General features: G+C 67.2%; 11 protein-coding genes, 3 rRNA genes and 1 pseudogene. 5 read left to right on the forward strand and 10 right to left on the reverse strand.

The genetic code is table 11. From position 1 onward, the window contains the following. Positions 1-5 precede the first annotated feature (5 nt). The 8 genes from QT196_RS05640 to QT196_RS05675 all read right to left on the reverse strand — a co-directional run bounded on the left by QT196_RS05640 (position 6) and on the right by QT196_RS05675 (position 10,881). Positions 6-1,022, reverse strand: coding sequence for a DUF881 domain-containing protein (locus QT196_RS05640; RefSeq protein ID WP_168477903.1), 1,017 nt, complete (start codon positions 1,020-1,022; stop codon positions 6-8). 5 nt (positions 1,023-1,027) lie between these two features. Next, positions 1,028-1,360, reverse strand: coding sequence for a small basic family protein (locus QT196_RS05645; RefSeq protein WP_003984969.1), 333 nt, complete (start codon positions 1,358-1,360; stop codon positions 1,028-1,030). Continuing rightward, on the reverse strand, positions 1,357-2,289 hold the full coding sequence (locus QT196_RS05650; protein ID WP_211117295.1) for a DUF881 domain-containing protein: 933 nt from the start codon (positions 2,287-2,289) through the stop codon (positions 1,357-1,359). The genes QT196_RS05645 and QT196_RS05650 overlap by 4 nt, the downstream gene beginning before the upstream one ends. A gap of 76 nt (positions 2,290-2,365) precedes the next feature. After that, the gene (locus QT196_RS05655; protein ID WP_168477905.1) at positions 2,366-4,861 is read right to left on the reverse strand and encodes a mannose-1-phosphate guanyltransferase; all 2,496 of its coding nucleotides are present in this window, start codon (positions 4,859-4,861) and stop codon (positions 2,366-2,368) included. Between the two features lie 121 nt (positions 4,862-4,982). Continuing rightward, a complete protein-coding gene (locus tag QT196_RS05660) occupies positions 4,983-5,591 on the reverse strand; it encodes a CDP-alcohol phosphatidyltransferase family protein (protein ID WP_168477906.1) in 609 nt (202 codons plus the stop codon). Positions 5,592-5,737: 146 nt separating this feature from the next. Then, positions 5,738-5,854: ribosomal RNA gene (gene rrf, locus QT196_RS05665) — 5S ribosomal RNA — on the reverse strand. A gap of 74 nt (positions 5,855-5,928) precedes the next feature. After that, positions 5,929-9,051: ribosomal RNA gene (locus tag QT196_RS05670) — 23S ribosomal RNA — on the reverse strand. 301 nt (positions 9,052-9,352) lie between these two features. Then, positions 9,353-10,881, reverse strand: a 16S ribosomal RNA gene (locus QT196_RS05675). Together the 16S, 23S and 5S rRNA genes form the textbook arrangement of a ribosomal RNA operon. Before the next feature lie 899 nt (positions 10,882-11,780). Here QT196_RS05675 and QT196_RS05680 point away from each other — a divergent pair. Continuing rightward, positions 11,781-12,230, forward strand: coding sequence for a PTS glucose transporter subunit IIA (locus QT196_RS05680; protein WP_018090628.1), 450 nt, complete (start codon positions 11,781-11,783; stop codon positions 12,228-12,230). A 77-nt stretch (positions 12,231-12,307) separates the two neighbouring features. Then, positions 12,308-13,978, forward strand: a complete 1,671-nt coding sequence (ptsP, locus tag QT196_RS05685) for a phosphoenolpyruvate--protein phosphotransferase (protein ID WP_168477908.1) — start codon at positions 12,308-12,310, stop codon at positions 13,976-13,978. An 87-nt stretch (positions 13,979-14,065) separates the two neighbouring features. Here ptsP and QT196_RS05690 read toward each other — a convergent pair whose 3' ends face one another. Further along, complete coding sequence (locus QT196_RS05690; RefSeq protein WP_290354476.1) at positions 14,066-14,998, reverse strand: hypothetical protein; 933 nt, start codon at positions 14,996-14,998, stop codon at positions 14,066-14,068. 146 nt (positions 14,999-15,144) lie between these two features. Continuing rightward, the gene (locus QT196_RS05695) at positions 15,145-17,175 is read right to left on the reverse strand and encodes an acetoacetate--CoA ligase (protein WP_290354477.1); all 2,031 of its coding nucleotides are present in this window, start codon (positions 17,173-17,175) and stop codon (positions 15,145-15,147) included. A gap of 383 nt (positions 17,176-17,558) precedes the next feature. Between QT196_RS05695 and QT196_RS05700 the strand changes: the two genes are divergently transcribed. From QT196_RS05700 to QT196_RS05710, 3 genes and pseudogenes are all read left to right on the forward strand, one after another. After that, positions 17,559-19,964 carry a TIM-barrel domain-containing protein gene (locus QT196_RS05700; protein WP_290354478.1) on the forward strand — a complete coding sequence of 802 codons (2,406 nt, stop codon included), beginning with the start codon at positions 17,559-17,561 and terminating at the stop codon, positions 19,962-19,964. Between the two features lie 169 nt (positions 19,965-20,133). Further along, positions 20,134-20,973: a M15 family metallopeptidase gene (locus QT196_RS05705; protein ID WP_168477910.1), complete on the forward strand. Its 840-nt coding sequence runs from the start codon at positions 20,134-20,136 to the stop codon at positions 20,971-20,973. A gap of 497 nt (positions 20,974-21,470) precedes the next feature. Continuing rightward, positions 21,471-21,896, forward strand: a pseudogene (locus tag QT196_RS05710) (zinc ribbon domain-containing protein); the annotation flags it as partial. Positions 21,897-22,013 lie beyond the last annotated feature (117 nt).

The raw sequence follows: 22,013 nt of genomic DNA on the forward strand, positions 1-22,013 counted from the left end.
ACGCCTCACTGAGATGACAACCGAGCGTAGTCAGGCCGCTTCGCCTCTCGCAAGGCGTTCACAATGATCTTCCTCTCACGGGTCACAGACACCTTGGCCTGCTCCTTTTCCAGCGTCTGGACCACACCGCCGGGGATGTTCAGCGCCGGCTCCAAGTCCTCCGGCTTGCCGATGACCTTGAAGCGGAACGGCTGCATGACGCGCTTGCCATCGATCTGCACGCCGCCCCGGACGTCCGAGAGATAGCTGTCCGCCACGACCCGGACATCGTTGACCTGGATGGCCTCCGCGCCGGCCGCCCGCAGCTCCTGGATGGTGTCCAGCAGCTTGTCCGCCTCGACGGAGTGCGTCGGGTCGTCGATGGTCAGGTTGATGCCGGGCCCTTGCGCCGCGACGGTCCCGGCCAGCACACCCAGCTGCTGTTCCTTCTCCACGGTCTGCTTACGGGCCTCCTCGGCCTGGTCCGAGCTGTTCGCCAGCTCGGTCTTCTGCCCTTCCAGGCGCCGTTGTTCGTCGGTCAACCGCTGGGAGCGGTTGTCCAGTTCATCCAGAATGCGCACCAAGTCCTCCTGGCGCGCACCTCGCAGCGCACTGCTGTCACTTGTGGAACGTACCTGAATCGCCAGGCCGAGGCCGAGGATGAACAGGAGCAGCGCAACGATCAGTTGAGCCCGGGTCAGCCGCGGCGGCCACAGGCTCGCGACCAGCCGCTCCCGACCGGTCTTCGGGCGTTCCGCGCTCCCGTCATCCTCGGCGACGACGTCCGGAGTCGAGGAGTCTGCCCCTTTGCCCTGCTTCTGTCCAGCACTGTCCGATTCTTGAGCTTCGGCTCCGTCACCGGACTCCGCCGGCTCGGGAGTCTTCCGGCTCTCGGGCGGCATCGGCCGACGGCCGGCCGGCCCGCGGTCCTCATCCGGCTCCGGCCGCTCCGCCTTCACCGCGGGCTCCGGCTTCTTCTCCGGTTCCGGCTTCTTTGCCTGCTCCGGGCTCTTCTCCGGCTCCGGCGTCTCGTCCTCGGTCATCCGCCTCACGCCCTGAAGACGTGCCGGCGGATCGCGGCCGCGTTGGAGAAGATCCGGATACCCAGTACCACGACGACGCCGGTGGAAAGTTGGGCACCGACGCCCAACTTGTCGCCGAGGAAGACGATCAGCGCGGCGACGACGACGTTCGACAAGAAGGAGACCACGAAGACCTTGTCGTCGAAGATGCCGTCCAGCATGGCGCGCAGACCGCCGAACACGGCATCCAGCGCGGCGACGACAGCGATCGGCAAGTAGGGCTCGACCACCGTCGGCACCACGGGTCGGACGACAAGCCCGACCACGACTCCCACGATGAGGCCCAATACGGCGATCACGATGTGCCCTTCCCTGTGTCGGCGCCGTCCGCCTTGGCGGCACCGGCCTGCGGCTTTGCGGTACGTACGATCAAGCTGGGCGCGGGCGGCAGCGTGACCTCGTTCTCAGCGGAAATCCTGGTGCGCACGCCGTAGTTCTCCTGAAGCACGTGCAGGTACTGGCCATCGGCGCTGTCCTGGAACGCGGTGCTCAGCCGCTGCCCGTCCCCCACCGCCAGCACCGTGTAAGGCGGCGCCAGTGGCTTGTTGTCGACCAGTATGGCGTCTCCTGCGGCTCTGATCGCCGAGAGTGAGGTAAGCCGCTGTCCATTGACGGAGATGGCCTCCGCACCCGTCGCCCACAGGCCGTTGACCACGCGTTGCATATCTCTGTCGCGTACCCGCCCGGTGTCCGAAAAACCACTGCTCTCACGCGGACCGCCGCCGCTGGACGCCGCGCCCTTCGCATCGTCCACGACGAGCTTCACGCCGGGTCCGGTGACCTGCGTCGAGCCGGACAGCAGGGCCAGCAGCTCGGCCTTGTCGCCGCCGTGTTTCTTCAGCGCCTCGCGCTGCATTCTGCTGACGTCGTCCCGGAGCGCGTCGACCCGCTTCTGCTGCCGGTCCGCCTCGCCGGTGCCCTTCTGGATGCGGTTGATCAGTTCCTCGCGCTCCTTGGCGAGCGTCGGAGCTGATATCCGCGCCTGCGCCGCCCCTACGGTCACCACGAGCGCGGCCAGCACCAAACCGGCCGCCAGGCCCAGCTTCGCCCGCAAGGTCCGCGGCAGTCCCCGTACCCCGGTCTCGGACTTCCGCGCGGCGGCCTCGGCGTATCCGTCGTCGAGACTGTGATCCATCACGTTGGTCAGCAGCGACATGGACGCATCGGGGCGCGCGGCCGGCGTGTTCGGGTTGCTCCGATCGGGGCGCTGCTGCGACATGCCGCACATCGTCGCACGTCGGCCGCGCGGTCTCCCAATGGCCCCACCGGCGTGCCCGTTCACGGCCCGCCGGTGGGACCCCCGGTCAGCGTCCTGCGCTGTCCACCACGGCGGACCACTCGTCCAGCAGCTGCTGAGCGGAGGCGTCATCCGGCCCTTCCGCCCACAGGTGCGTGACCGCCTCAGCAGGATCAGGCAGCACCAGGACCCAGCGGCCATCGGCCTCCACGATCCGTACACCGTCGGTGGTGTCCACGTCCCGGTCGCCGGCGGCCTCGACGACATGCCGCATGACCAGGCCCTTGACCGCCCATGGGGTGGCCAGGTCACGGCGCTGGACATGCGCCCGCGGGATCCGTGCGTCGATCTGGCTGAGCGTGAGCTGGGTACGGGCGACCAGGCCGATCAGCCGGACGAACGCGGCCGCGCCGTCGAAGACGCTGCTGAACTCCGGAATGATGAAGCCGGCCATGCCGTCCCCGCCGAAGACCGTGCCGTCGGCGCGGCCCACCCGGGTCATGTCGTCGGGCGAGGTGGTCGTCCACTCCACCTGCGTCCCGTGATACGCCGCCACCTGCTCGGCGATCCGGGTGGTGGTCACCGGCAGCGCCACCCGGCCGGAACGCCGCTCGGCGGCGACGAGATCCAGCATGACCAGCAGCGCACGGTCGTCCTCGATGATCCGGCCGCGCTCGTCCACGAGGGAGAGCCGCTCGCCCACGGGGTCGAAGCGCACGCCGAAGGCTGCCCGCGCCGAGGCCACGATCTCGCCGAGCCGGACGAGCCCGGCACGCCGGGCGTCGGCGGTCTCGGTCGGCCGGGATTCATGGAGCCCGGGGTTGATGGTCAGGGAGTCGACGCCGAGCCTTCCCAGCAGGCTGGGCAGGACCAGGCCCGCGCTGCCGTTGGAGGCGTCCACGACGACCTTCAGCCCGGACTCGCCGATGCCCGTGGTGTCCACGGCCCGCAGCAGCGACCCTGTATAGGAGTCGAAGACGCTGGCCGGGAAGATCAGATCACCGATCTCGCCGGGGAACGCGCGACGGTACTCCTGGCGGGCGAAGACCCGGTCGAGCTTGCGCTGCTTGGCCTGCGAGAGGTCGGCGCCCCGCTCGTCGAAGAACATGATGTCCACGGAGTCCGGCACCCCGGGCGTCGTACGGATCATGATCCCGCCGGCGCTGCCCCGCGCGGTCTGCTGCCGGGCGACCGGCAGCGGGACGTTCTCCAGGTCCCGTACGTCGATGGCGCTGGCCTGAAGCGCGGAGATCACGGCGCGTTTGAGCGCTCGGGCACCACGCGAGTGGTCGCGCGCCGTAGTAACCGTGGAGCCCTTCTTGAGGGTGGTGGCGTACGCGCCCGCGAGCCGCACCGCGAGTTCCGGGGTGATCTCGACGTTGAGGATCCCGGACACCCCGCGGGCACCGAACAGATGCGCCTGGCCGCGGGACTCCCAGATCACCGACGTATTGACGAACGCGCCGGCCTCGATGGTCTTGAACGGATAGACCCGCACATTCCCCTGGACGATCGACTCTTCACCGATCAGACATTCATCACCGATGACGGCGCCGTCCTCGATCCGGGAGGCCCGCATGATGTCGGTGTTCTTGCCGATCACACAGCCGCGCAGATTGCTCTGCTGGCCGATGTAGACGTTGTCGTGCACCACGGCCCGGTGCAGGAACGCACCGCTCTTGACGACGACATTGGAGCCGACGACAGTGTGCTCCCGCAGCTCCACCCCGGCTTCGATCTTGGCGTAGTCGCCGATGTACAGCGGGCCGCGCAGCACCGCGTCGGAGTGCACCTCGGCGCCCTCGGCGACCCATACGCCCGGCGAGATCTCGAAGCCGTCGATTTCCACATCGACCTTGCCTTCGAGCACATCGGCCTGGGCCTTCACATAGCTCTCGTGCGTACCGACGTCTTCCCAGTAGCCCTCGGCGATATAGCCGTAGATCGGCTTGCCTTCCTTCATGAGCTGCGGGAAGACATCGCCGGACCAGTCGACGGACACGTCGGGCTCGAAGTAGTCGAAGACCTCCGGCTCCATGACGTAGATGCCGGTGTTGACGGTGTCCGAGAAGACCTGACCCCAGGTGGGCTTTTCCAGGAAGCGCTCGACCTTGCCGGCCTCGTCGACGATGGTGATGCCGAACTCAAGCGGATTGGGGACCCGCGTGAGGCAGACGGTGACCAGGGCGCCCTTTTCCTTGTGGAACCGGATCAGATCCGTGAGGTCGAAGTCAGTGAGGGCATCACCGGAGATGACGAGGAAGGCATCATCCTTGAGGGCTTCCTCGGCGTTCTTCACGCTGCCCGCGGTGCCCAGCGGCTTTTCCTCGTTGGCGTAGGTGAGCTCCATTCCGAGCTCTTCTCCGTCGCCGAAATAGTTCTTGACGAGGGAAGCAAGGAATTGCACGGTCACGACGGTCTCGCTGAGACCATGCCGCTTCAGCAGCCTGAGCACATGCTCCATGATCGGCCGGTTGACGACCGGAAGCAGGGGCTTGGGCATGCTGGACGTCATGGGGCGAAGGCGTGTTCCTTCGCCGCCGGCCATCACAACGGCCTTCATGTCGGAAGCGTCCTCCTCTAAGAGACGACGGTCTTGCCGACTTCACTTGTCCAGCTCGCCCACTGTTCCTGTTATCGCGTACGGGCGCCGGGCCTTGGCACCAGCTGCCGGTCCGGAAAGCTCAGTCGGCCGTGGTGTCCGCTTTGATGAGCCGACGGACCTGGACCACGTAGAGGACTCCTGCCCACCAGTAGAGCGCCGTACCCCATCCTGCGAACGCCCATCCGAAGACGGCAGCAAGTGTGTGAAGCCAGCCGCTTCCGCTGCTCAGGAGGAGCAACGGGAAGGCGTACATCAAGTTGAACGTAGCCGCTTTGCCCAGGAAGTTCACCTGGGGCGGCCCGTAACCGTGGCGTCCGAGGAATCCGACCGCGATCAGCAGCATCACTTCCCGAGCCAGCAGCGCCGCGGTCAGCCAGACCGGCAGGATCTCGCGCCAGGTCAGACCGACGAGGGTGGAGAGGATGTAGAGGCGGTCGGCGGCCGGGTCGAGGATCCGGCCCAGGCTGCTGATCTGGTTCCAGCGCCGGGCGAGCTTGCCGTCCAGATAGTCACTCACACCGCTCAGCGCGAGGACCAGCAGCGCCCAGCCGTCGGCCTTCGGGCCGCCGAATACCGGCCACAGGATCAGCCACAGGAACAACGGCACGCCGAGGAGGCGAGCCATGCTCAGGATATTCGGGATGGTGAGGACGCGATCCGTCTGAACCCGCGTCTCCTGGACCTCCACGCGGAAGCCTCCTGGGGGAAATGTACCAACGATGCCCCCTGACCTTACCTGCCCCGCCGGCGACGCCGTGCCGCGGGTCCCAAGATCACCGAAACGCGAAAAAGCCCCCCGGGAACTTTCGTTCCCGAGGGGCTTTAACAAAAATTGTTCGGCGGCGTCCTACTCTCCCACAGGGTCCCCCCTGCAGTACCATCGGCGCTGAAAGGCTTAGCTTCCGGGTTCGAAATGTAACCGGGCGTTTCCCTAACGCTATGACCACCGAAACACTATGAAGTTAACCAACCCGGCATAAACACAGGTCGTTACTTCAGAACCTACACAGTGGACGCGAGCAACTGAGGACAAGCCCTCGGCCTATTAGTACCAGTCAACTCCACCCGTTACCAGGCTTCCATATCTGGCCTATCAACCCAGTCGTCTACTGGGAGCCTTAACCCCTCAAAGGGGGTGGGAGTACTCATCTCGAAGCAGGCTTCCCGCTTAGATGCTTTCAGCGGTTATCCTTTCCGAACGTAGCCAACCAGCCATGCCCTTGGCAGGACAACTGGCACACCAGAGGTTCGTCCGTCCCGGTCCTCTCGTACTAGGGACAGCCCTTCTCAATACTCCTACGCGCACAGCGGATAGGGACCGAACTGTCTCACGACGTTCTAAACCCAGCTCGCGTACCGCTTTAATGGGCGAACAGCCCAACCCTTGGGACCGACTCCAGCCCCAGGATGCGACGAGCCGACATCGAGGTGCCAAACCATCCCGTCGATATGGACTCTTGGGGAAGATCAGCCTGTTATCCCCGGGGTACCTTTTATCCGTTGAGCGACGGCGCTTCCACAAGCCACCGCCGGATCACTAGTCCCTACTTTCGTACCTGCTCGACCCGTCAGTCTCACAGTCAAGCTCCCTTGTGCACTTACACTCAACACCTGATTGCCAACCAGGCTGAGGGAACCTTTGGGCGCCTCCGTTACTCTTTAGGAGGCAACCGCCCCAGTTAAACTACCCACCAGACACTGTCCCTGATCCGGATCACGGACCCAGGTTAGACATCCAGCACGACCAGAGTGGTATTTCAACAATGACTCCACAACCACTGGCGTGGCTGCTTCAAAGTCTCCCACCTATCCTACACAAGCCGAACCGAACACCAATATCAAGCTATAGTAAAGGTCCCGGGGTCTTTCCGTCCTGCTGCGCGAAACGAGCATCTTTACTCGTAATGCAATTTCACCGGGCCTATGGTTGAGACAGTCGAGAAGTCGTTACGCCATTCGTGCAGGTCGGAACTTACCCGACAAGGAATTTCGCTACCTTAGGATGGTTATAGTTACCACCGCCGTTTACTGGCGCTTAAGTTCTCAGCTTCGCCACACCGAAATGTGACTAACCGGTCCCCTTAACGTTCCAGCACCGGGCAGGCGTCAGTCCGTATACATCGCCTTACGGCTTCGCACGGACCTGTGTTTTTAGTAAACAGTCGCTTCTCGCTGGTCTCTGCGGCCACCACCAGCTCAGGAAGTAAATTCCATCACCAGCAATGGCCCCCCTTCTCCCGAAGTTACGGGGGCATTTTGCCGAGTTCCTTAACCATAGTTCACCCGAACGCCTCGGTATTCTCTACCTGACCACCTGAGTCGGTTTAGGGTACGGGCCGCCATGAAACTCGCTAGAGGCTTTTCTCGACAGCATAGGATCATCCACTTCACCACAATCGGCTCGGCATCAGGTCTCACCCTTAACGTCATCCGGATTTGCCTAGATGACGGGCTACACCCTTACCCCGGGACAACCACCGCCCGGGCTGGACTACCTTCCTGCGTCACCCCATCGCTTACCTACTACCACCTTGGATCGGCGGCTCCACCACGTCCCTTTGTCCGAAGACTCCAGGCCGGCTTCACGGCCTTAGCATTAATGGATTCGATATTGGGCGTTTCAAAGCGGGTACCGGAATATCAACCGGTTGTCCATCGACTACGCCTGTCGGCCTCGCCTTAGGTCCCGACTTACCCTGGGCAGATCAGCTTGACCCAGGAACCCTTAGTCAATCGGCGCACACGTTTCCCACGTGTGTATCGCTACTCATGCCTGCATTCTCACTCGTGAACCGTCCACAACTCGTTTCCACGGCTGCTTCACCCGGCACACGACGCTCCCCTACCCATCACAGCCTCCGTTGGGAGTATTGCTGCAATGACATGACTTCGGCGGTGTGCTTGAGCCCCGCTACATTGTCGGCGCGGAATCACTTGACCAGTGAGCTATTACGCACTCTTTCAAGGATGGCTGCTTCTAAGCCAACCTCCTGGTTGTCTCTGCGACTCCACATCCTTTCCCACTTAGCACACGCTTAGGGGCCTTAGTCGATGCTCTGGGCTGTTTCCCTCTCGACCATGGAGCTTATCCCCCACAGTCTCACTGCCGCGCTCTCACTTACCGGCATTCGGAGTTTGGCTAAGGTCAGTAACCCGGTAGGGCCCATCGCCTATCCAGTGCTCTACCTCCGGCAAGAAACACACGACGCTGCACCTAAATGCATTTCGGGGAGAACCAGCTATCACGGAGTTTGATTGGCCTTTCACCCCTAACCACAGGTCATCCCCCAGGTTTTCAACCCTGGTGGGTTCGGTCCTCCACGAAGTCTTACCTCCGCTTCAACCTGCCCATGGCTAGATCACTCCGCTTCGGGTCTTGGGCACGCTACTCAACGCCCTATTCGGACTCGCTTTCGCTACGGCTTCCCCACACGGGTTAACCTCGCAACATACCGCAAACTCGCAGGCTCATTCTTCAAAAGGCACGCAGTCACGACGTTGAGTCCGAAGACTCAACGCGACGCTCCCACGGCTTGTAGGCACACGGTTTCAGGTACTATTTCACTCCGCTCCCGCGGTACTTTTCACCATTCCCTCACGGTACTATCCGCTATCGGTCACCAGGGAATATTTAGGCTTAACGGGTGGTCCCGCCAGATTCACACGGGATTTCTCGGGCCCCGTGCTACTTGGGTGTCTCTCAAACGAGCCGCTAATGTTTCAGCTACGGGGGTCTTACCCTCTACGCCGGACCTTTCGCATGTCCTTCGCCTACATCAACGGTTTCTGACTCGTCTCACAGCCGGCAGACTGTAAAAGAGAGATCCCACAACCCCAACCACGCAACCCCTGCCGGGTATCACACGTGACTGGTTTGGCCTCATCCGGTTTCGCTCGCCACTACTCCCGGAATCACGGTTGTTTTCTCTTCCTGCGGGTACTGAGATGTTTCACTTCCCCGCGTTCCCTCCACACTGCCTATGTGTTCAGCAGCGGGTGACAGCCCATGACGACTGCCGGGTTTCCCCATTCGGACACCCCCGGATCAAAGCTCGGTTGACAGCTCCCCGGGGCCTATCGTGGCCTCCCACGTCCTTCATCGGTTCCTGGTGCCAAGGCATCCACCGTGCGCCCTTAAAAACTTGGCCACAGATGCTCGCGTCCACTGTGCAGTTCTCAAGCAACGACCAGCCACCCACCACCCCAACCCGAAGGCTGAGTTCACTGGGGCCGGCATCGCGAAGGTCCAGACTCAACGGTCCGTACCCTCAGATACCCAACAACGTGCCCGGCCCACTTCACTCGTCCTCACGTTCCACGCCGAAGCAGTACTAGTGACAACCAATCAAGTGCGCCGAATAGTCAACGTTCCACCCATGAGCTAACCACCGTCGAACATTTGCCGACGTAGTGGCTCTGGATCTCTTACGAGATCTAGATGCTCCTTAGAAAGGAGGTGATCCAGCCGCACCTTCCGGTACGGCTACCTTGTTACGACTTCGTCCCAATCGCCAGTCCCACCTTCGACGATTCCCTCCCACAAGGGGTTGGGCCACCGGCTTCGGGTGTTACCGACTTTCGTGACGTGACGGGCGGTGTGTACAAGGCCCGGGAACGTATTCACCGCAGCAATGCTGATCTGCGATTACTAGCAACTCCGACTTCATGGGGTCGAGTTGCAGACCCCAATCCGAACTGAGACCGGCTTTTTGAGATTCGCTCCACCTCGCGGTATCGCAGCTCATTGTACCGGCCATTGTAGCACGTGTGCAGCCCAAGACATAAGGGGCATGATGACTTGACGTCGTCCCCACCTTCCTCCGAGTTGACCCCGGCAGTCTCCTGTGAGTCCCCATCACCCCGAAGGGCATGCTGGCAACACAGAACAAGGGTTGCGCTCGTTGCGGGACTTAACCCAACATCTCACGACACGAGCTGACGACAGCCATGCACCACCTGTACACCGACCACAAGGGGGCGCCTGTCTCCAGACGTTTCCGGTGTATGTCAAGCCTTGGTAAGGTTCTTCGCGTTGCGTCGAATTAAGCCACATGCTCCGCTGCTTGTGCGGGCCCCCGTCAATTCCTTTGAGTTTTAGCCTTGCGGCCGTACTCCCCAGGCGGGGAACTTAATGCGTTAGCTGCGGCACGGACGACGTGGAATGTCGCCCACACCTAGTTCCCAACGTTTACGGCGTGGACTACCAGGGTATCTAATCCTGTTCGCTCCCCACGCTTTCGCTCCTCAGCGTCAGTATCGGCCCAGAGATCCGCCTTCGCCACCGGTGTTCCTCCTGATATCTGCGCATTTCACCGCTACACCAGGAATTCCGATCTCCCCTACCGAACTCTAGCCTGCCCGTATCGAATGCAGACCCGGGGTTAAGCCCCGGGCTTTCACATCCGACGTGACAAGCCGCCTACGAGCTCTTTACGCCCAATAATTCCGGACAACGCTTGCGCCCTACGTATTACCGCGGCTGCTGGCACGTAGTTAGCCGGCGCTTCTTCTGCAGGTACCGTCACTCTCGCTTCTTCCCTGCTGAAAGAGGTTTACAACCCGAAGGCCGTCATCCCTCACGCGGCGTCGCTGCATCAGGCTTTCGCCCATTGTGCAATATTCCCCACTGCTGCCTCCCGTAGGAGTCTGGGCCGTGTCTCAGTCCCAGTGTGGCCGGTCGCCCTCTCAGGCCGGCTACCCGTCGTCGCCTTGGTAGGCCATCACCCCACCAACAAGCTGATAGGCCGCGGGCTCATCCTTCACCGCCGGAGCTTTCCACCACCAGACCATGCGGTCGGTGGTCGTATCCGGTATTAGACCCCGTTTCCAGGGCTTGTCCCAGAGTGAAGGGCAGATTGCCCACGTGTTACTCACCCGTTCGCCACTAATCCCCTCCCGAAGGAGGTTCATCGTTCGACTTGCATGTGTTAAGCACGCCGCCAGCGTTCGTCCTGAGCCAGGATCAAACTCTCCGTGAATGTTTACCGGTAATCCGGTGAAACACACACGAGAGCGGAACAACCAGACGGAATAGGTCCGGTCGTTCACAGCGTCCTCGCTGTGTGTGCCACCCCGACCGCATGGGCCGTGGTGGGCTTTTCAAAGGAACCTCATCCTCCGGAAGTGTTTCCGGTGGACGGGGTATCAACATATCTGGCGTTGACTTTTGGCACGCTGTTGAGTTCTCAAGGAACGGACGCTTCCTTTGTGCCTTATCGGTTCTGATTGCTCAGTACCGGGCTCTCCGGGCGCTTCCCTTCGGTCTTGCGTTTCCGACTCTATCAGATCCTTGCGGGCCCGATTTTCGCCGGTGCGTTTCCGCCTTTCGGCTTCTTCGCGTTTCCAACCTTACCAGATCCGTTTCCGTCTCTGGCGCCCTGTTGGAGCGGGGCGGCCGTTCAGCTTTCGCTTTCCGGCCTTTCCGACTCTATCAGATCCGATTCTCGGTCCGTTGCCGGTCCGAATTCGTTTCCGAATCCCCGTCGGAGGGGGTTACGCCGTGGTCCGGCAATTTGCGTTGCCGTGCCTTTCGGCGTGATCACTACATTAGCGGAATTCCTCGTCATCTTTCGACTTTCGAAAAGCCGCTTTTCCGCAAGCATGCGGAAGGCGCAATTCTTGAGTCGCGATCAAGGCGCTAGGAGTGCCGCCCACCTCAACCGGACGCAGTTGAGTGCGTCCTGGCCGTCCGGGGCAGATGTCAGACAGTACAGCTCTGGTGGGGGCGAGGCAAATCGATTCAGCGGGACTCGCGGACGGCAACCGGCGTCTCTCATGCGGAACCGTCAGTTCTTATGACTTACGCTTCTGAACGGTGCGCCGTCCAGGACAGGTAGTGACGGCGGCCTGATGAATCTCCACCCCTGGGAGGCTTCCCATGACCACCGTGACGTCCCCTCTTGCTGGACGCGCCATCGGACTCGCGGCTGTGCCCGACCCGGTGTTCTCCGGAGCGATGGTGGGTCCCGGTACCGCCATCGATCCGGTGCGTGAGCCGTCCGCCGCTGTTTCGCCCGTGGACGGTGTCCTCGTATCGCTGCACCCGCACGCGTTCGTCGTCGTCGACTCCGAGGGGCACGGGGTGCTCACCCATCTCGGTATCGACACCGTGCAGCTCAATGGCGAGGGCTTCGAGCTTCTCGTGAACAAGGGCGACACCGTGACCCGCGGCCAGGAGGTCGTGCGCTGGAACCCGGCCGCTGTGGAGCAGGCCGGGAAGTCGCCGGTGTGCCCGGTCGTCGCGCTGGAGGCCACTGCGGACTCGCTCGGCGAGGTGCGTGAGGACGGCGACGTCAAGGCCGGCGACCAGCTCTTCTCCTGGCAGTAGTCGGGGGCTCGGCCCCACGGCAGGTACGACATCCATCGCGGCGGCCGCAGTCGTCGCATCAACCGGAGACGGGTGCAATGGAGACAACGCTGCGAGGCGTCGGCGTCAGCCACGGTGTGGCGATCGGCGAGGTGCGGCATATGGGTACGGCGGTTCTCGAGCCGCCGGCCAAGCAGATTCCGGCGGACGAGGCGGAGCGCGAACAGGGGCGTGCCCGTCAGGCCGTGGAGGCTGTCGCTGCTGATCTGATGGCGCGGGGAAACCTTGCGGGCGGTGAGGCGCAGGCCGTGCTGGAGGCACAGGCCATGATGGCGCAGGACCCCGAGCTGATGGCGGACGTCGATCGGCGCATCGCCGTGGGCAGCACCGCCGAGCGCGGTGTGTATGACGCGTTCGCCGCCTACCGGGCGCTGCTGGCGGGTGCCGGTGAGTACCTCGCGGGCCGGGTGGCCGACCTCGATGACGTGCGGAACCGGATCGTCGCGCGGCTGCTGGGTGTGCCGATGCCGGGCGTGCCGGACAGCGACGAGCCGTATGTGCTGATCGCGCGGGATCTGGCGCCGGCCGACACCGCGCTGCTCGACCCGACGCTGGTGCTCGGGTTCGTGACCGAGGAAGGCGGGCCGACCAGCCACAGCGCGATTCTCGCGCGGGCGCTGGGGGTGCCGGCCATCGTGGCGCTGCCCGGTGCGGGTGAGCTCGTCGAGGGCACGGTCATCGCCGTCGACGGCAGCACCGGTGAGGTCTTTGTCGAGCCGGACCCCGAGAAGCGGGCGGCACTGGAGCAGGCCGCGGCGGAGCGGAAGGCGGCGCTGGCGGCGTCGTCCGGCCCGGGTGCCACCTCCGACGGGCACAAGGTGCCGCTGCTGGCGAATGTCGGTGGGCCCGGAGATGTGGCCGCGGCGGTCGAGGCCGGGGCCGAGGGTGTCGGCCTGTTCCGTACCGAGTTCCTCTTCCTGGACGACAGCAAGAACGCGCCGTCCGAGGAGAAGCAGGTCGATGCGTACCGCAAGGTGCTGGAGGCCTTCCCCGAGGGGCGGGTCGTGGTGCGGGTGCTCGACGCCGGTGCCGACAAGCCGCTGGACTTCCTGACGCCGGCCGATGAGCCGAACCCCGCGCTGGGTGTGCGGGGTCTGCGGACGCTGCTGGACCACCCCGACGTGCTGCGTACCCAGCTGACGGCGCTGGCGAAGGCGGTCGAGGGGCTGCCGGTCTACCTCGAGGTCATGGCGCCGATGGTGGCGGACCGCATCGACGCCAAGGCGTTCGCGGATGCCTGCCGGGAGGCCGGGCTTCAGGCGAAGTTCGGGGCGATGGTGGAGATTCCGTCGGCGGCACTGCGGGCGCGGTCGATTCTGCAAGAGGTCGAGTTCCTTTCGCTGGGGACCAATGACCTGGCGCAGTACACCTTCGCCGCGGACCGTCAGGTCGGGGCCGTCTCGCGGCTCCAGGACCCCTGGCAGCCGGCGCTGCTGGACCTCGTGGCGGCGTCCGCCGAGGCCGCGAAGGCCGAGGGCAAGAGCTGTGGCGTGTGTGGTGAGGCGGCCTCCGATCCGCTGTTGGCGTGTGTGCTGACGGGACTCGGTGTCACCAGCCTTTCGATGGGTGCGGCGTCGCTTCCGTATGTGCGCTCGACGCTGTCGAAGCACACGCTGGCGCAGTGTGAGCGGGCGGCGGCCGCGGCGCGTGCCGCGGACACCGCTGACGATGCGCGGGCCGCCGCGCAGGCGGTGCTCTCCGGGGAGTGACCTCGCGCGGCGCGTGCGTCGCTCAGGAGTGTTGATGGCCGTCCCGCCCTTTGTGGCGGGGCGGCCATGCTGCTGTGTGCGGGGCGGTCAGCCGTGGTGGTGGGGGTCGGGTGGGGGTGTGAGGGGAAGGCCGGGGGCGTGGTCGACGCCGTGCTCGGGTGGGATCGGCTCGCCGGTTTCGGCGTCGGTGCAGTAGGCGGTGAAGACCTCGGCGGCGCTGAGGGCGCGGGGCCAGCCGTCGCGCAAGGACCAGCCGCGGACCGTGTCGTGGGCGGGGTCGCCGGTGGTGTCGTAGCCGGTGGTGTCGTAGCCGGTGGTGGTGCGGGAGACGATGCCGCCGGGGGTGCGCAGGGCGAAGCCGGCGGCGAGGACCGTGCAGAAGACGAGGGTGTCCGATTCGGCGAGCTGAAGGCGGGCGCCCTCCTGGGCGGTGGCATGCAGCACCGCCAGCAGGGACGGGTCTCCGGCCGCGACGGAGCAGACGAGGTGGTGGGTGCCGCTGCCGAGGGCTTCGAGGAGCTGTTGGAGGGCTTGGGTGGCGCGGGCGAAGGCGGCGCGGGCGAGGTCGTCGCCGCACTCCGGGCAGTCGCCGGCGCGGGCCAGGACGGCGGAGGCGTGGTCCCAGGTGGCCTGGCGATCGGCTTCCTCGACGAGCAGCGGGAGCAGCCGGTGGAGCGGTTCGCCCTGGTAGGTCAACGTCGCGCCGGTGCGGGCGACTTCGGCGGTGTAGCGGCTGCGGCTGTCGGGGCGGTCGGGGTCGAGGGTGAGGTCGGCGCAGTATTTCTCGAAGGCGACCGGGTCGAAGAGGCTGAGGGTCGTGAGCACGCCCTGGGAGGCGAGGGTGCGCAGCAGGTTCTCCATCTGCCGGAGGTAGCTGCGGTGGTCGTCGAACGGGAAGGTGCGGTAGCGGCTCATGGCGCGGAAGTCCTGCTCGTCGGCCAGGACGGCGGCGGCGCTGGGGACTTCGCGGCGGAGCCTGCGGCGGGCGGACTGGTCGGTGTACTTGGCTGTGGATGTCATGACTCCCCCTGGTGAGATGCGTCCGGCGCTGAGCGTGGCCGGCCGGACGCCACTTGTCACTGAGAGTAATCGAGGGGTCTGACAATGCGGTCCGGGCGCCGGACCGGAGGCCGTGCGGGCCTTCGGCGGTCCGGCGCCTGGCGGGTCTACTGCGTGCGGTCGGTGGCGCGGTCGCGAGCCACCCGCTCGTAGAAGCGGAGCAGTTCGAGGTTGTCGACGGAGCCGGGGTTGACGGCCTTGTCGAGGGGGGTGCCCTGGAGGAGGCGCTTGACCGGGACCTCGATGCGCTTGCCGGTGAGGGTGTGCGGGACGCCGGGGGCTTCGATGATGTCGTCGGGGACGTGCCGCGGGGAGAGCTGTTCGCGGATGGTGCGCTTGATGCGGTCGCGGAGGGCGTCGTCGAGGGTGGCGCCGGGGGCGAGGTGGACGAAGAGCGGCATCCAGTAGCCGCCGTCGGGGAGTTCCAGGCCGATGACGAGGGACTCGCGGATCTCGGGGAGCCGTTCGACCGCCTCGTAGATGTCGGCGGAGCCCATCCGGACGCCCTGGCGGTTGAGGGTGGAGTCGGAGCGGCCGTGGATGACGACGCTGCCGCGGGGGGTGACGGTGATCCAGTCGCCGTGTCGCCAGACTCCGGGGTACATGTCGAAGTAGCTGTCGTGGTAGCGGGTGCCCTCGGGGTCGTTCCAGAAGCGGGTGGGCATGGACGGCATGGGGTTGGTGACGACGAGTTCGCCGACCTCGTCGATGACCGGTTTGCCCTGTGGGTCCCAGGCCTGTAGGTCGGTGCCGAGGCAGGGGGCCTGGAGTTCGCCAATGTGGACGGGGAGGGTGGGGACGGCGCCGGCGAAGCAGCTGCAGACGTCGGTGCCGCCGCTGACGGAGGCGGTCCACAGGTCGGTGCCGCCCTCCGTGAAGGAGTCGTGCAGCCAGCGGAAGCCGTCCGGCGGGAGCGGGGAGCCGGTCGTCGCGACGCAGGTGATGGCGGAGAGGTCGAGGTCGCGGGCCGGGTGGATGCCTGCCTTGCGACAGGCCATGACGTAGGCGGCGGAGGTGCCGAAGACGGTGGCGCGGGTGGTTTCGGCGACCCGCCACTGGGCCGAGATGTCGGGGTGGCCGGGGCTGCCGTCGTAGAGCACGATCGTGGAGCCCACCAGGAGGCCGGCGACGAGGAAGTTCCACATCATCCAGCCGGTGGAGGTGTACCAGAAGAACCGGTCGTCGGGGCCGAGGTCGCAGTGCAGGCCGGTCTGCTTGAGGTGTTCGAGCAGGATGCCGCCCTGGGACTGGACGATGGCCTTGGGCAGGCCGGTGGTGCCGGAGGAGTACAGGACCCACAGCGGGTGGTCGAAGGGGACCTGTTCGAAGACCGGTTCGGTGTCGTTCGAGGTCAGGTCCGACCAGTTCACGGCGCCCTCGGGTGCGGGGGTGCCGAGCAGCGGGATGTGGACGACGGCGCGCAGGGTGGGCAGTTCGTTGCGGAGTTCGGCGACGGTGTCGCGGCGGTCGTGTTCCTTGCCGCCGTAGTGGTAGCCGTCGACGGTGAACAGCACGACCGGTTCGATCTGCTGGAAGCGGTCCAGCACGCTGCGGGCGCCGAAGTCGGGGGCGCAGGACGTCCACACGGCGCCGACCGCGGCGGTGGCGAGGAGCGCGACGACGGCCTGCGGGATGTTGGGGACGTAGGCGCTGACGCGGTCGCCGGGGCGGACGCCGAGGCGGCGGAGTTCGGCGGCCAGCGAGCCGACCTGGGCGCGCAGATTTGCCCAGGTGACGGGGGTGGGTTCATGAGTCTCGTCGACGTACAGCAGCGCGGGCGCATCGGCGCGGGCCGGGTCCTCGGCGGCGCGCAGGGCGTGCTCGGCGTAGTTGAGGGTGCCGCCGGGGAACCAGCGGGCGCCGGGCATCGTGCGGTCGGCGAGGACGGTCTCGTACGGGGTGGCGAAGCGGACGTCGAACCACTCGGCGGTGGCCTGCCAGAAGGCGGGGAGGTCGCGAACGGACCAGTGGTGCAGGTCGGCGTAGCTCCGCGCGGGGTCACCGGGGGTGGGAGCGGGTGCGCCGTGGTGTGCGGCCGCCCAGGTGTGGAAGCGGGTGACCTGTGCGCCGGCGATGCGGTCCGGGCCTGGTTGCCAGAGCGGTTCCGGCTGGTGGGCGGACTGCGGTGCGGTGGTCATCATGCTCTCCCGGGCGATACGCGTGGTGGGCGTCGGGCGCGCACAGCGGTGGGGGTCCCCCGCCCAGTGGGTGGGCGTGTGCGCGTGACACGGCTTGCCTGGACGATGCCATGTGATCGACTTGTGCACCAGGGTGGACTCCCCACATTCGGGGGGGGCGGATGTGGTGCCGCCATGTGAGCGCGGGGCGGGCGGCGGGCCCACGGCAGGATTCGGCCATTGAGGGGCGTGCCCTGGGGCGGAGGCCGTGCGCCCGGTCCTCCGGGGGCGACGGGACTTTGCGGACACCTCTTGGGCTGAGGGTGGCCGAGCGTGACCCGGCGCAGGTGAACGGCAGTTGAACGGTTCCCCTGCACCTGCCCGTCAATGGCAGGCTGACCGGCATGGACGGGCGGGATCTGGTGCGGTCGGTACGGATGATCAGGGCGGTCGGGCCGGCGCAGGGGCTGCGGTCCGTGCGCTCGGCGTGGCGGGCGCGGAGAGCGGACGCACGGGCGCTGCCGGGGCGCGGCGCGGAACGGGCGCGGGTCCCGGGGGCGGCGTTGAGGGCGGAGCCCCAACCGGGCGGCGGGGTGATCCATTTCGCGCGGTCGTCGCTGCGGGTGCGGGTGGCTGCGGGTGGTGCGGTGTTCTGCGGCTGGGACGGTGCCGAGCCGGAGCCGTCGTACGCGCTGGCCGGGGCGTGTCCCGAAGTGGATGCGCGGGCGGTGCTGGAGCCCGATACGGAGGGCGGCTGGCGGGTGGTCTCCGAGCGGGTGCTGGTGGTGGTGTCCCGGCACGGCGCGGTGGAGGTGCGGACGCCCGGCGGGGCGGTGCTGCGGCGGGAGTTGCCGCCGCGCTGGTGGGACCGTACTGGTGACGAGGGCGCGGACGGGCGCGCCGGGTGGGCGCAGGGGTGCGGCGGCTCGCGCTGGGTGCAGCGCTCGGAGGTGGCTGCCGACGCCCGGTTCTTCGGGTTGGGGGGCCGGGCGCACGGGCCGCGGCTGCGGGACGGGGCGTACCGGCTGTGGAACACCGATCCGGGCGGCGCGTTCGGGCCGGGCGACGATCCGCTGTCGCTGACGATGCCGGTGCAGCTGGTGGTGGCGGACGCCGGTACGCATCTGGTCTTTCACGACAATTCCTGGGACGGCCGGGTCACCCTGCGCGAGGGCGCGGAGGGCGCGGGCTCGGGGCATGACCGGCCGGGCAGCTGTGAACTGCGGATGGACGGCGGGCCGCTGCGCTACTGGGTGCTGGCCGGATCCCCGGCCCGGGTGCTTCAGGTCTGGACGGCGCTGACCGGTGCGCCCGCGCTGCCGCCCCGGTGGGCGCTGGGGTATCAGCACGCCCGTTGGGGCTTCGGCGGGGAGACGGAGGTGCGCCGGGTGGTGGCCGGCTACCAGGAGCGGGAACTGCCGCTGTCCGCCGTCCATTTGGACATCGACCATTACGACCGGCACCGGGTGTTCACGGTCGACCGGCAGCGCTATCCGGACCTTCCGGGGCTGGCACGGGAGTTGCGCGCGGGCGGGGTGCGGCTGGTGTCGATCGTGGATCCGGCGGTGAAGGCCGAGCCGGGGGACGCGGTGTACGAGGGCGGGGCGGCGGCGGACACCTTCGTACGGGACGCGCGGGGGCGCGAGGTGCGCGGGGTGGTGTGGCCGGGTGAGTCGGTGTACCCCGACTTCACCGATGCGCGGGTGCGCAAGTGGTGGGGTGCGCTGTACGCGGAGCGGCTGGCGCAGGGCTTCGCGGGGTTCTGGCACGACATGAACGAGCCGGTCTCCTTTGCCGCGTTCGGGGAGCGGACCTTGCCGCGCTCGGCACGGCATGTGCTGGAGGGGCGGGGCGGCGACCACCGGGAGGCGCACAACATCTACGGCCTGGCGATGGCCCGGGCCGGCTTCGAGGGGCTGTGTGAACTGCGGCCCGACGAGCGGCCGTTCCTCTTCTCGCGGTCGGGCTGGGCCGGGATGCAGCGCTACGGCGGCAGCTGGTCGGGTGATGTGGCGACGGGCTGGCCGGGGCTGCGGGCGTCGCTGTCGCTGGTGTTGGGGCTGGGGCTGTGCGGGGTCCCGTACAGCGGTCCCGATATCGGCGGGTACTCCGGGGTGCCGTGCCCCGAGCTGTATCTGCGGTGGTTCCAACTGGGCGCCTACCTGCCGCTGTTCCGTACCCATTCGGCGCTCGGGGCGGGGCGGCGGGAGCCCTGGGAATACGGGAGCGAGGTGCTCGGTCATGCCCGTACGGCGCTGCGCGAGCGGCAGCGGCTGCTGCCGTACTTCGAGACGCTGGGGCAGTTGGCGCGGCTGACCGGGGCGCCCTACGTCCGGCCGCTGTGGTGGAGCGCGCCACGGGACCGGGCCCTACGGGACTGCGAGGACGCCTTCCTGCTGGGGGATGCGCTGCTGGTGGCTCCGGCGCTGGCGGCGGGGGTGACCCGGCGGCCGGTGCGGCTGCCGCGCGGCCGGTGGTACGACACCGCCACCGGGCAGGCGTACGACGGTCCCGGGCAGGTGTGGGTGGAGGCGCCGCTGTCGCGGATTCCGGTGCTGGCGCGGGCCGGTGCGGTGGTGCCGGTGGCCGGGGCGGACGGCGGGACAGAGCTGGAGGTGTGGGCGCCGGTCGCCGGGCGCGGGGGCAGCGGGCTGGTGGTGCCGGACGCCGGGGACGGCTGGGAGCGGCCGACGGTGGAGCGCTTCACCTCGCGGCGCTCGGGCGGCCGGGTGGTCGTGGAGCGGCGGGACGGGGGCGCGGTGGGGTATCCGGTGCGGGTGCGGGGGCTGGAGGGCGGGGTGGAGGGGTAGCGGGGCGGGGGCGTGGGTGGGCGCGCGGGCGGGGTGCGTGGCTGCGCGCGCAGGCGGGGAGTGGGGGCTTCGCGGGGCGGGGGCTGCGGTGTGTGGTGGGAGGCGTACGCGGTGGTACGCATGCGTAGTGGGGCTTCCTCTGCGGCTGCCGGGCTGGTAGACGAGGGCCATGCCGAGACTTGCTGCCGCGCTGCGCGGCCTTGCTGCCGCTGCCGCCGCGTTGATCGCTGTCACCGCGCTTTCGCCGGACGCGGTGGCGGGCACCGCCGTCCGCCCGGAGTCGGCGTCGCCGCCCGCACACGACCCCAAGGCGCCAAGGGAGTTCGTATCACTGCGCAGCGTGGAGCCCACGATCATCCAGGAAATGCGCTACTTCACCCCGCACAACTTCATGGGGGTCCCGGTGACCGGCTATCGGGCTCCGAGGTGCCTGCTGACGCGGGACGCGGCGCGGGCCCTGCACCGGGCGCAGGTCTCGTTCCTGCGCCGCGGATACTCCCTCAAGGTCTACGACTGCTACCGCCCGCAGCGCGCCGTGGACCACTTCGTGTCCTGGGCCAAGGACCTCGACGACCAGCGGATGAAGAGCGAGTTCTATCCGCGGGTCGATAAGTCGATGCTCTTCCGGGATGGCTATATCGCGGAGAAGTCGGGGCACAGTCGGGGCAGCACCGTCGATCTGACGCTGGTGCGGCTGCCCGCGCTGCCGACCCGGCCGTACGTCCCCGGGGAGCCGCTGGCGCCCTGCTACGGCCCGAAGGCGGCCCGCTTCCCGGACAATTCGCTGGACATGGGTACCGGCTTCGACTGCTTCGACACCCTGGCGCACACCCTCGACCCACGGATCACGGGCGCCCGGCGGGCCCACCGCCTGCTGCTGAAGGACGGCCTGGAGCGCGCCGGATTCGTCAACTACCCGAACGAGTGGTGGCACTACACCTTCACGCCGGAGACCTTCCCGGACACGTATTTCGACTTTCCGATAGGGGGGCGGGTGGTGGGGCGGTAGGAGCGGCGGGCGGGGCTCTCCATCTCCGCTGCCGGGGCACCTTCGGGCCGGGCGTCTTCGGGCCAGGTCCTCTGCGGGCCGGGGCACGGCATCACCCCCGTCGATCCCGTGCCCCGGGCCCTGTTGTGGGGGACGCCGCCGGGGCGCGTCCGGTTCGGCGAAATCCGGCGCGGCATTTCGTTCGGGTGTTGATCCCTCCGGGCGGCCGTCGCGTCGGCCGCCGAGGTCCGGCGGGGGGGCGGGGGCCAGGCTGCCGGGGGCCAGGCTGCGGACGAGGTGGTGCCGTGGCCTGGAAGATGCTGGCGGCGGTGCCCGGCGGACAGACCCTCGCCCTGCGGGCGCTCCCTCTCGCGTCACCCTGTGGCCGCTCCCCCTCGCGAGCAGCTTGATCGCCCGGAGGCCGTGCTGGGCCGGGGTTCCGCGCCGGGCGGTGGCGTGCCAGACTTTCTGACGTTCCGTCAGTTCTGCTGTTGTCGGTCTGCGGTTGAGGAGGGGCTGTGGCGCGTACGCGGAAGCCGGTGGTGCCGGGGTGGTTCGAGCAGGACGCGGCGGACTTCCGGCTGCTGGGGACCCGGTGCCGGGACTGTGGCGCGGTGTTCTTCCCCCGGGAGGACACCTTCTGCCGCAACCCCGCGTGCGGGGGCGGCGAGCTGGCGGAGGTGCCGCTGTCCCGGCGCGGCACGGTCTGGTCGTACACCGACACCCGCTATCGCCCGCCCGCCCCCTACGTCTCCGACCCGGACGCCGTATGGGAGCCGTACCTGCTGGTCGCGGTGGAACTGGCCGAGGAGCGGATGGTGGTGCTCGGGCAGGCCGCGCCCGACGTTCGCGCCGCGGATCTCACCGTGGGCACGGAGGTCGAGCTGGTGCCGGGGGTGCTCCACGAGGACGAGGAACACACCTGGACGACCTGGCAGTGGCGGTTGGCGGAGGACGGGCGTGGGGGCGAGGGTGGGGATGAGGCGATATCCGCGTCGCGAAGGCCGGGTACGCCCGGGGCGGTGCCCGCCGCCCGGGGACCGGTGCCCGCCGCCCCGGAA

Origin of the sequence: Streptomyces sp. P9-2B-2 (assembly GCF_030406865.1) — a bacterium.
Taxonomy (GTDB): Bacteria; Actinomycetota; Actinomycetes; order Streptomycetales; family Streptomycetaceae; genus Streptomyces; species Streptomyces platensis.